Source organism: Devosia insulae DS-56 (genome assembly GCF_000970465.2).
Classification (GTDB): domain Bacteria; phylum Pseudomonadota; class Alphaproteobacteria; order Rhizobiales; family Devosiaceae; genus Devosia_A; species Devosia_A insulae.
Window position 1 is genome coordinate 17,518 of the sequence record NZ_LAJE02000344.1, and the last position, 10,549, is coordinate 28,066.

The following is a 10,549-nucleotide window of genomic DNA, read 5'->3' on the forward strand; positions in this document are numbered from 1 at the left end:
GCCCCTAAGTAAGCACGCGCGCCCGCCGTGTCATCGCCCATCTGGCGGAGTTCACTGCCGCCTGCTGAGTCCTGGGCAGCAGCGGCCCCCTCGGAAGCCGCATACCCTCGGTTGGTGCGGGGGCCGCTTTCGCGGTGGTGAGATGCAGCACCTCCAGCAGTACCGCCTTGCTGTCGACCCCGAGGGCTCGATTGGGCAATCGCACTTTGCGAGTCAGCTTGCGTCCACGCGCGTCGTGGCCCGGTCGAAACAGAATCTTGGTGTCCTTTACCCCGAGGAACCTGGTGGTGGTGACAGCCTCGAAGTCACGCCACAAGGCCCGATCCCTCCAATACTGGTGCCGCACCTCGATTCCTTCGCCATCCACCACCACCATGGTGTTGTCGATCAATACCCGCAGCGACAGTACTGCGCTTAGCGCCCCTACGCCGGCAACCCCATAGGCCACGAGCAGCCGATGTTCCGCTTCCCATGCATTGAACATGCGCAACCGGCCGACGAAATTTGCGTGGGCGACATAATCCGTCACGCCCGGCACGAAGATTGACACCGCTAACGCGATGCCCAAAACAAAGTAAGCCGCCGCAGCAAATCTGTTGGCGCCAAAGGTTCTTCTGTACGACTGCATGACAAGCCCCACCGGCGAACCACTGTTCGACGAACTCAAGACAACAACATCGTACAGGTAAATCCGTGTCTGTTCACCGGTCATTGTTTTTAGGCGCAAGACGGCAGCCTGAGCGCCGTCGGCTATAGGTGCGCAACGGTAGTTGGGGATGCTACCGGTGCGCCCCGCGGCAACCCCTCACCCGTCACAAGCGTTTCCGGCAGGTCATTCGCTGGACACGCCCATGGACACCGCCGCGCCAACCCGTCACGACAGCCTCCGGCAGCGTTGGCGCGCCATTGTCCAGGCGACCCTCGCGTCCTTCTTTCTCGAGCGCGACAACGCTCCGCGCTGTGCGGCTGTCGCCTTCTTTGGCTTCCTGTCGTTCTTCCCCGCCATTGCCACCGTCGCGCTGATCTATGGCATTGTGGCCAACCGCCAGATGGTCGCCGACACGATCGAGAATGTCGGCGACGTCGTCCCGCAGATGGCCCAGGGGATTATTGCCGAGCAACTGACCATGCTCGCCAGCCAGCCGCCGGTGACGCTCGGCCTCGGGTTGCTGATCACCGTGCCCTTCGCCCTATGGAGCGGCTCGCGCGGTGTCGATTCCCTGCTCTATGCCATGTCGCGCATCCGCAACGAGGCGCCCCGGCGCGGTTTCTTCAAGTCACTGGCTTACGCGATCGGCCTCAGTATCGGCGGCGCCATCTTTGTGGTCCTCGCCTTGCTGGCGGTCGCCGGCCTGCCCGCACTGATCCCATGGCCGTCAGGCGAAGAGGTTGTGGCGCTGGCGCTGCGCTGGCCGGTATTGCTGCTGCTCAGCGTCCTCGTGCTTGCCGGGCTCTATCGCTGGGGCCCCGACCGTCACCCGCGCAAATTCCGCCACATCTGGCCGGGCGCCATCCTTGCCTCGTTGCTCTGGCTGCTCGCGGGAGCGGTCTTCTCGATCTATGTCGAGAACTGGGGCAATTACGAAGCCACCTTCGGCTCGGTTTCCGCCGCGGTGGTGCTGTTGCTGTGGCTCTACAATTCGGCCCAGATCCTGGTGCTGGGAGCCGCCTTCAACACCGAGATCGAACGCGCCGCCAAGGCGAAGGAGGCAGGCACCCCGCCTCCCCCGCGCTGATCCCGTCAGCGCCGCGTCCTGATTGGTCAGGCGACCTTCACCTCGATGCTCCTGAGCTGCCAGGCGATGTAGAGCTGGAACAGCCCATAAAGGATCATCAGCACGCCGACGATGCTTACCAGCACCAGCGCGCTGCTGAGCGGCATCACCAGCAGCAATACGCCGAACAGCAGGTAGGCTGAGGCGCTGAGCACTTCGGGCCAGAACGTCCCCTGCCGCAGCAGCGCCCGGCCGGCGATGGTGACATAAAGCGCAAACGCCCCGATCAGGATCATCATGATCCCGACCAGGATCACCAGTGTCGAGATGCCGATCGCTGCCGCCATTGCCGGGAACGCCACGATCAGGATGCCGGCGAGGATCGCGAGGATGTGCCGGGTGATGGCGACGCCGAGCCGCGAGCTGGTCCGGCCGCCGAACAGCAGTCCCCACAGCCCGAGCGCGCCGTCGATGATGACGATCACGCCGCCGACCCACACCAGGGTCGCCAGCGCCAGTTGTGGCGAGAGCAGTGCGAAAATGCCGCCAGCCAGCATCAGCACGCCGCGGATACCCGCAAAAATGCTTGGCCAGGGTAAGGCGCTTTCGGTAGCCATTCTGTCCTCCTCGATCACACGGGCTTGCTGCTTGCGGCGTCACCCGCCGATTTGAACATCCGCCAGGCCAGCCCGAACAGGCCGATGGCGAAGATGATGGCGAGGATGCCGGCGAGCGTCACGAATACCAGGGCGCTGAACACCGGCCAGAACAGCAGTGCGATGCCGAACAGCACGTAAAGCGCTCCCGACAGTAGCACTGGCCAGATGCGCGCATATTGCTCGCGCTCCCGGATGATTACCCAAATCTCCATGACGCCGACGAAGATCGATTGGAATGCAACGAGATAGACCAGCAGCGTGGCCGTCAACAACGTTGCAAAGAACGGCGACAGCAGGATCAGCACACCGGTGATGATGGCCAGCACGTTGCGGATCACGTCGAACCAGAAATTGCCGGTCTTGGCGCCACCGAAGGTAAGGCTCCACAGCCCGAGCACGCCATCCACCAGCAACAATGCGCCGCCGGCGATCACCAGTATTGCCAGCGCCTGTGCTGGAAAGAACACCGCATAAAGGCCCGCCAGCAACATCAGCAGGCCCCTCAGCCCGGTGATCCATGCCCAGCGTTTCCTCGTGTCACTTGATACAGCCATCGGTCCGCCTCCAATGTTGTTGCCTCATGGGAGGTTAGCTGTTTTTGCGGTGCCGCCAAGCCTCGTGTCGGGTTTAGGCACCACTGCTTATCCGGCTTGCTTCCGGCGGCATGCCGTGGTCTGACCGCCCCCGGATATTTTGAGGATAGTCATGCCGATCGCCATTTACGCCCTGGCACTGGCTGCGTTTGCAGTCGGCTCGGCCGAGTTCGTGATTTCCGGCATCCTGCCGCCGCTCGCCGAGGACCTGGCGGTGACGATCCCGGTCGCGGGCCTCTTGGTCAGCGCCTATGCCATCGGCGTCGCCATCGGTGGGCCGGTGCTGACGGTCTTCACCTCGCGCTTTTCGCAGCGCAACGTGCTGATCGGCCTGATGATCGTGTTCTCGATCGCCCAGTTGCTGTGCGCCATCGCCCCTGGTTACGGCCTGCTGCTGGCCGCGCGGCTGCTATCGGCCTCAGCCCACGGCGTGTTCTTCGGCGCCGGCAACGTCGTCGTTGTCGGCCTCGTGCCGCCCGAGCGCCGCGGCGCCGCCTTCTCGCTGTTCATCTCCGGCATCACCGTCGCCAATCTGCTCGGGCTTCCCGGCGGCAGCGCCATCGGGCTGCATTTCGGCTGGCGCGTCCCCTTCCTTGCCGTGGCGGCGCTCGGCGCCGTTGCCGCGATCGTGCTGTTCCTGAAGCTGCCGCGCGACAAGCGCCAGGAGGGCGACCGTCACGCCACCTTCGGCGAGCAGGTGCGGGAACTGCGCCACCAGGAGGTCTGGCTTTCCTATCTGACCATCACCTTCGTGATGATCGGCGCCCTCGCCTTCGGCACCTTCCAGGTGCCGATCATGCTCAATGTCACCCGGCTGCACCCCGACATCATTCCGATCTATCTGCTGGTCGGCGGCATCGGCTCGATGCTCGGCATCTATCTGGGCGGCCGCGGCACCGACTGGAAGCCGATGCCGACGCTCTTGACCGTGCTGCTGCTGCAGGCCCTGCTCTACTTCACCATGCTGTTCGCCATGCACGACAAGGTGTGGATGACGGTGAACCTGCTCGGCACCTCGATCCTCGGCTTCGCCTTCTCCACCCCGCTGCAGGCGCGCGTCATCGCCGCCGCTCATTCGGCCCCCAACCTCGCCTCGTCGCTGATTTCCACCGCCTTCAACATTGGCATCGCCGGCGGCGCCTTCATCGGCGCCATGCTGCTCAGCGCCGGCGTCAGCTATGCCGATATCCCGGCGGTCGGTGTGGTCACCAGCCTCTGCGCCGCCGGAACTGCCAGCCTATCCTGGTGGCTCGAGCGTCGCGGCTCGATCGCGGCCGCCACAGAGGCCTGAGACGCAGGATATTCTTTACCATCGGCGGGTGCATTTCCCCGCCGATGCCGCCGCTCCGGTACGATGCACTTACACCCGCGTCCGATCCGATTCCGCCAGTGCTCGACCAGACATCTCTGCTCATCGCCATCGGCTTTTCCGCCACCGCCCTGATGCTGACCCTGGTCATCACCTGGCTGGGCGCGCGCGCCGATCGCTACCTGCTGAGCTGGGGGCTCGGGCTCGGCTTCGTGGCGCCCGGCTCGATGCTCTACGGCTGGTTCGAGGCCTATGATCCGGCGGTGCAATGCATCGCCTTCGCCCTGCTGCTCGCCGGCTTCGCCTTCATCTATATCGGCTGCACGCAGTTTTCCTCCGGTCGTACGCCCTGGCGCTCGGCCCTGGTGGCCTGGGGACTGGCCTGTGCGATGATGAGCGCGCTGTTTGCCGTCGGCCTCAGCGGCGTCGGCACCATCGTGATGAATATCGCCGCCTCCGGCTTCTTCCTCGCCGCCGGCCGCGAACACTGGTTGGCACGCACCAACACGCCGCTCGCCATGCTCGCCAAATCGGCGCTCTACGGCTCGACCGCGGTGACTTTTGCGCTCTGCGCTGTCGTGCTGTTCGCCGGCGGACAATGGGTGCTGACCGAGCGGCCGCATAACTGGGCGGAGGATCTCAACTCGATCGCGCTGCTCGCCTCGCTGGCCGCCGCGGGCGCCGTGACCATGGCGCTGCATCAGTTCCGCATTACCGAGGCGCATCGCCACCTGGCAATGACCGATGCCCTGACGGGCCTCCTCAACCGCCGCGCGCTGTTCAGCCTCGCCGGCGACGCCCCTGTGGCGCCCGCCACTGCGGTGATCATGCTCGATCTGGATGACTTCAAGGCCATCAACGATCGCTTCGGTCACGCCATCGGTGACGAAGTGCTGGTCCGCTTTGCCGCGATCCTGTCGCGCGCCCTCGGCCCGAAGGACGTGGCGGCGCGCCTGGGCGGCGAGGAATTCTGCCTGCTGGTCCACGCCACCAGCGCCGCCGCCGTCCACGCTCTTGCCGACGGCATCCGGCTGGAATTTGCCGGCACCGATCCGTTGCCGGGCGATTTCGGCCCGCCCACGGTCAGCGCCGGCATCGCCATCGCCTCACCGCGCCCGGAGACGTTCGACGCGCTGCTACGCGCCGCCGACGAGCTGCTCTATCGGGCCAAGGACGCCGGCCGCAACCGCGTCCACGGCCCGGAGCTGCGGCTCGCTGCTTAGCCCAGCGCCGCCTTGACGCGGCCTGACGCCTTGCCGAAATCGATCCGCCCCGGATAGTCGGCCTTCAGCGAGGCGATGACCTTGCCCATGTCCTTGGCTCCGGCCGCGCCGGTCTTGGCAATGGCAGCGCGAATGGCCTCATCCACCTCTGCCTCGCTCAGCCCCTTGGGCAGGAACTCGCCGAGGATGGCGATCTCCTCGCGCTCGACCACCGCCAGGTCCTCGCGGCCGGCCTTCTCGTAGATGCCAAGCGATTCCTCGCGCTGCTTCACCATCTTCTGCAGCAGCACCAGCACGTCTTCGTCGCTGAGCGGACCCTTGCCCTGCCCGCGCGCATCGATGTCCTTGTCCTTGATCGCCGCGTTCACCGCGCGCAGCGTCGCCGTGCGCCGCTTGTCGCCGGCCTTCAGCGCCGTCTTGTAGCCTTCGCCGATCGCATCACGCATTCACTAGCTCCTTGGTGCAGGCGGCACGTCGGCCACCATCAACAGATTTCCGTCCGGGTCCTTGAAGGTGAAGAACACCCCATCGGTGACCGGTCCCACCTCCGCGGCGCCGGCGGCCACCGCCTGCTCGCGGGCCGCATGCACGTCGGAGGTATTGAAGTGAAAGGCCGGCTTCTTGTCGTGCGGGCCGGCGAATCCCTTGCTGTCGAGCACCAGCCCGCTGCCTTCCGCCATCGGCAGCACATGGATGTGCCCGAAGAAGATTTCGCCGCCCGGCTCGAGGCCGAACAGACCGCGATACCAGTCCCGCGCTCGCTCGATGTTACTCACCGGAACGAACACCCCGCCGATCTCACGCTCGATCGCACTCACCGCGACTTGTCCCCTCATTGCCGCACCCCATATAGCGCAATAATACCCGCGCGCCACTTGCGCTTGGGCCGGGCCCCTTCTAAGGAGAGCCCTCAACCGACACCGACCCGAACCCTTGGAGCCCCGCCATGACCGGCTGGCAGCAAAAACCTGCGACCGCCCTCCTGCTGCTCGAGGACGGCACCCGCCTCGAAGGTCACGGCATCGGCGCCATCGGCCACGCCGCCGGCGAGGTCTGCTTCAATACCGCAATGACCGGCTACCAGGAGATCCTCACCGATCCCTCCTATGCCGGGCAGATCATCACCTTCACCTTCCCGCATATCGGCAATGTCGGCACCAACGACGAGGACATCGAGACGGTCAACATGGCCGCGCTCTCCGGCATCCGGGGCTGCGTGCTGCGCGCCGATATCACCAACCCGTCGAACTACCGGGCGGTCGAAAAGCTCGATGCCTGGCTGAAGAAGCGCAACATCATCGGCATCGCCGGCGTCGATACCCGGGCGCTGACCGCCCGCATCCGCGAGCACGGCATGCCGAACGGCGTCATCGCGCACGCCCCCGACGGCTATTTCCACGAGCCATCGATGCTGGCCGAACTGAAGAACTTTCCCGGCCTCGAGGGGCTCGATCTCGCCCGCGAAGTCACCACCGCGCAGACCTACCATTGGGACCAGACCTCCTGGACCCGGACCGAAGGCTATGGCCGGGTGGAGAACCCCGAATTCCACGTCGTCGCCATCGACTACGGCGCCAAGCGCAACATCCTGCGCCAGCTCGCCGACCAGGGCGCACGGGTCACGGTGGTGCCGGCCACCGCCACGGCCAAGGATGTGATGTCGCACAACCCCGACGCGATCTTTCTCTCCAACGGCCCGGGCGATCCGGCAGCCACCGGCAAGTATGCCGTGCCGACGATCAGGACGCTGATGGAGACCGGCAAGCCGATGTTCGGCATCTGCCTCGGCCACCAGTTGCTCGGCCTTGCGGTGGGTGGCAAGACCCAGAAGATGCATCAGGGCCACCACGGCGCCAACCATCCGGTCAAGGACCTGACCACCGGCAAGGTCGAGATCACCTCGATGAACCATGGTTTTGCCGTGGACACTGAGAGCCTCCCCGGCAACGTCAAGCAGACCCATGTGTCGCTGTTCGATGGCTCCAACGCCGGCCTCGAAGTCGAGGGCAAGCCGATCTTTTCGGTGCAGTATCACCCGGAAGCCAGCCCTGGTCCGCACGACAGCCACTACCTGTTCACCCGCTTCCTCAACCTGGTGCGCGCCCAGAAGGGCGTGGCGCAGGTGCCGGAGCAGGTGAAGGCGGGCGAGTAACGACTGGCGAAACTGCGTGTTTCGCATTAGGCTTCGGTTATGGATCAGACGATCACCATCACCGTGACCGAGGACGAAGCACGTCGCATTGAAGAGCGCGTTGCTACGGGGGACTTTTCGTCCCCGGCGGACTTGGTGCACACCGCGGTCGTCAACTACATCGAGCAAGACGGCTTCGAGCTAGACGACGCTCAATTGCGGCAACTCATTGCCGAGGCCGATGCAGATGTTCGTCCCGACATGGACGCCAAAGAAGCGTTTGCCTCGGTCTATGCCTATATCGAGGAGTTAGCGGCCAAGCGCGATGCCAAGTCGTGAGCTCCAGCTCACCAGCGCTACGCATGACGACCTTCGGCGGTTAGCGAAGTATATCATCGAGAGCGCCGGAATGCCGGCAACCGCTGCTGCGTATGTGCGACGCATCGAAGAGCGATGTGCCGACCTCTGCGACTTCCCCGCGGTAGGTAGGAACCTGTCCGATGTTCGTGCGGGCCTGAGAGTGCTGCCCTTCGAAGGAGTTGTCATCGTCTTCGAGACAACCAGTACCGTCGTCCGAGTGCTCAGGATCTACGGGCAGCGCCAGAACTACGAACGGCACCTGCGGCACCAGCACCGTCGCCGCTAAAGAAAAAGGGGCCGCCGGTGGCCGGGCGACCCCTCTCAGCCATGGCTGGCCGAATTACTGCGCGGCCGGAGCCGGAAGCGTCGCTACATAGGCATCGAACTCGGCCTGGTCGAGCGAACCGTCCTTGCTCGTATCGGCGGCGTCGAACGCCTCCTGGGTCAGATCAGGCCAGGCAACCTGTGCCTCGGCCAGGCTCACACCGCCACTGGTGTCGGCATCGACCGACGTGAAGGTGACTGCCGCCGCCTGGGCGAAAGCCGCCGAGGAAAGGCCAATGGCTGCGATGGTGATCAGGAGCTTCTTCATGGAGTTTTGTCCTTCCATGTGAGGTTCAAATCGGCACCCGGTGGCCCAGGTCCGGCCCACAGCCTCAACGCTGTCGGCGAGGACAAAGACTAAGCCTGATTGTGATCGCAAACCGGCTGGATCGCGGCGTCGTGGCGATCATTTGCTGGTCATTTTGAGGGCCGAGGGGAACCCAACAGGAACGGGGAACCGATTGGGAAGTCAGGCGTTTTGCAGGGTTTTTGGCAACGCTTCCGCCCCCTCGCCGCCGCCCTCGGCGCGGTCTCGGCCACCCCGCTTGGCGCGATACAGCGCGATGTCGGCGACGCGCATCAGCGCCCCCAGGTCGATCGATTCGACGTTGGCTGCCGAGATGCCGATGCTGGTGGTCGGGCGCAGCGGGCCAGCCGGGGTCCACACCATAACGCCGCGCACCGCGCGCAGCACCCGCTCGGCCACGACGCCGGCAACATCAGGGGTCGCGCCGGGCAACAGGGCTGCGAATTCCTCCCCGCCATAGCGGCAGAACAGGTCGCGGGGCCCGAGGCAGCGGCTCACCGCCGTTGCGACGCCGGCCAGCACCTCGTCGCCGATCGCGTGGCCATGCGTGTCGTTGATCCGCTTGAAGTGGTCGAGATCGAGCAGCAGCAGTGCATAGCCCTCGTCGCGCTCGCCTGCGTCCCGGATTTCCCGCTCGGCCAGGCGGGTGAACTCCGAGCGGTTCAGCACTCCGGTGAGGCCATCGCGCGTCGCCGCCTGTTTCAGCGCCGCCTCGGAGACCTCTTTGCCCAGTGCCACCATCGAGAAGCTGGAAATGACGATCAGCAGCAGCACGCAGATTGTCGCGGCCTCCGAGCCAAAGGCCAGCGCGAAGCGCGGATCGTCCGGCCCGAACGCCACGAACGCGACGAGCCGGAACAGGTAGAACACCGAGCCGCCGGCCCAGGCGACAGCCAGCACCACGTGGTTGCGCATCCGCGGTCCCACCGGTCGCCAGCATTCGAGCGCCGCCAGCATGTTGAACACCACCACCCCACCGGCCAGTAGCGGGAAGCCGCTCCAGGTCACCAGCGGCTGCTCGAGCGCGAAGGGCAGCGCAGCCGCGAGCACGGCGGGTCCGACCCAGGCCACTACTGGCGTGCGCTTGTGGCTGAAGGCGCGGGCGCCTACCCAGAGCAGCGAACTGCCGGCGACCACGAGGCCATTGCCGATAGGGTTGAGCACGACGAACTCGGGCGCCTGCCCGGCAAGCGCATAGATCACCGCCGGAGTGATGGCGAAGAGGAACGCGAGGCCCCACCAGCGCAGCGCCGGATCGGGCCGGCCGCGCATGTCGAGCAGGAACAGCAGCCCCGACATGCCGGTCACCATGGCGGAAACCAGATAGAGCGTGGTGAGATCGAGCGACATCGAATAGGCCCCAGGCGTGTCGAGGCGCACCCTATTCCGAGCCCGATTAACGAGTTCCCACTCGCCAGTGCTTCGCCAGCGGCCCGTCTGCACCGCCCACCGGATCGGTGCGGGGGAGCGGCACACGTTCGATATTGCGATCCGCTGCGGGCCGATCGCCCGCCTCGCCGCGCAGCAGGTCCCAGCTCTGCCCCAGCGGATAGCAGCCGACGACGAGGAAATCGCCACTCGAATCGAGCCGTCGATGCGCCACCCCGGAGGGGATGACGATCACATCGCCCGGCTCGACATCGAACTCGCGCCCCTCCGGCCCGCCGAGCAGCAGCCGCGCGGTACCGCGAACCACACCCAAGGTCTCATGCGCCGTCGAGTGATAGTGATGGTAGGTGAACACCGAGGCGCGCCAGGCCGGCGGCCAGCCATTGGCGGTGAACAGCGCCTCCATCGCCTCGGCATCGGTTTCGCCGCGCGGCAACGCCTCCTCGTAGAACAGCAGGGGCAGCGCGCTGTTGGGATAGGTGCCGTCATCGAAGAAGCGTTCGACCCGCAACCCGTCGATCCGGCCGCTCATCTCACAC

The 10,549-nt window shown here is 65.5% G+C and carries 14 protein-coding genes; 6 read left to right on the forward strand and 8 right to left on the reverse strand.

Annotated elements, in window-relative coordinates:
• Positions 1-4: 4 nt before the first annotated feature.
• A complete protein-coding gene (locus VW23_RS22720) occupies positions 5-712 on the reverse strand; it encodes a hypothetical protein (RefSeq protein ID WP_069911772.1) in 708 nt (235 codons plus the stop codon).
• 139 nt (positions 713-851) lie between these two features.
• Between VW23_RS22720 and VW23_RS22725 the strand changes: the two genes are divergently transcribed.
• Positions 852-1,736, forward strand: coding sequence for a YihY/virulence factor BrkB family protein (locus VW23_RS22725; RefSeq protein ID WP_069911773.1), 885 nt, complete (start codon positions 852-854; stop codon positions 1,734-1,736).
• A gap of 26 nt (positions 1,737-1,762) precedes the next feature.
• Here the strand turns inward: VW23_RS22725 and VW23_RS22730 are convergent, their stop codons facing one another.
• Positions 1,763-2,332 (reverse strand): HdeD family acid-resistance protein, encoded by a 570-nt coding sequence (locus VW23_RS22730; RefSeq protein WP_069911774.1) that lies wholly within the window; start codon positions 2,330-2,332, stop codon positions 1,763-1,765.
• Between the two features lie 14 nt (positions 2,333-2,346).
• Positions 2,347-2,928: an HdeD family acid-resistance protein gene (locus VW23_RS22735; RefSeq protein WP_069911775.1), complete on the reverse strand. Its 582-nt coding sequence runs from the start codon at positions 2,926-2,928 to the stop codon at positions 2,347-2,349.
• 151 nt (positions 2,929-3,079) lie between these two features.
• On the opposite strand from VW23_RS22735, the gene VW23_RS22740 reads away from it, so the two are divergent.
• Entirely contained in the window at positions 3,080-4,258 is a 1,179-nt protein-coding gene (locus VW23_RS22740) for an MFS transporter (protein WP_069911776.1), read from the forward strand.
• A gap of 98 nt (positions 4,259-4,356) precedes the next feature.
• A complete protein-coding gene (locus tag VW23_RS22745) occupies positions 4,357-5,499 on the forward strand; it encodes a GGDEF domain-containing protein (protein WP_176730466.1) in 1,143 nt (380 codons plus the stop codon).
• Here the strand turns inward: VW23_RS22745 and VW23_RS22750 are convergent.
• Together VW23_RS22750 and VW23_RS22755 are read right to left on the reverse strand one after the other, a co-directional pair.
• Positions 5,496-5,945 (reverse strand): GatB/YqeY domain-containing protein, encoded by a 450-nt coding sequence (locus tag VW23_RS22750; protein ID WP_069911778.1) that lies wholly within the window; start codon positions 5,943-5,945, stop codon positions 5,496-5,498. The two genes, VW23_RS22745 and VW23_RS22750, sit on opposite strands and share 4 nt — an antisense overlap.
• 3 nt (positions 5,946-5,948) lie before the next feature.
• Positions 5,949-6,335: a VOC family protein gene (locus tag VW23_RS22755; protein WP_069911779.1), complete on the reverse strand. Its 387-nt coding sequence runs from the start codon at positions 6,333-6,335 to the stop codon at positions 5,949-5,951.
• A gap of 110 nt (positions 6,336-6,445) precedes the next feature.
• On the opposite strand from VW23_RS22755, the gene carA reads away from it, so the two are divergent.
• The 3 genes from carA to VW23_RS29840 are packed head-to-tail and all read left to right on the forward strand — an operon-like array spanning position 6,446 to position 8,276.
• The gene (gene carA / locus VW23_RS22760; RefSeq protein ID WP_069911780.1) at positions 6,446-7,651 is read left to right on the forward strand and encodes a glutamine-hydrolyzing carbamoyl-phosphate synthase small subunit; all 1,206 of its coding nucleotides are present in this window, start codon (positions 6,446-6,448) and stop codon (positions 7,649-7,651) included.
• Between the two features lie 39 nt (positions 7,652-7,690).
• Positions 7,691-7,969 carry a hypothetical protein gene (locus VW23_RS22765; RefSeq protein WP_069911781.1) on the forward strand — a complete coding sequence of 93 codons (279 nt, stop codon included), beginning with the start codon at positions 7,691-7,693 and terminating at the stop codon, positions 7,967-7,969.
• Positions 7,956-8,276 carry a type II toxin-antitoxin system RelE/ParE family toxin gene (locus VW23_RS29840; RefSeq protein ID WP_069911782.1) on the forward strand — a complete coding sequence of 107 codons (321 nt, stop codon included), beginning with the start codon at positions 7,956-7,958 and terminating at the stop codon, positions 8,274-8,276. The genes VW23_RS22765 and VW23_RS29840 overlap by 14 nt, the downstream gene beginning before the upstream one ends.
• 54 nt (positions 8,277-8,330) lie before the next feature.
• Here VW23_RS29840 and VW23_RS22775 read toward each other — a convergent pair whose 3' ends face one another.
• From VW23_RS22775 to VW23_RS22785, 3 genes are all read right to left on the reverse strand, one after another.
• Entirely contained in the window at positions 8,331-8,582 is a 252-nt protein-coding gene (locus tag VW23_RS22775; RefSeq protein WP_055880432.1) for an EF-hand domain-containing protein, read from the reverse strand.
• Between the two features lie 201 nt (positions 8,583-8,783).
• On the reverse strand, positions 8,784-9,971 hold the full coding sequence (locus tag VW23_RS22780) for a GGDEF domain-containing protein (RefSeq protein WP_069911787.1): 1,188 nt from the start codon (positions 9,969-9,971) through the stop codon (positions 8,784-8,786).
• Between the two features lie 46 nt (positions 9,972-10,017).
• Positions 10,018-10,549, reverse strand: a 532-nt coding sequence (locus VW23_RS22785; RefSeq protein WP_342029935.1) for a cupin domain-containing protein, incomplete at its 5' end; no start/stop codon positions are given.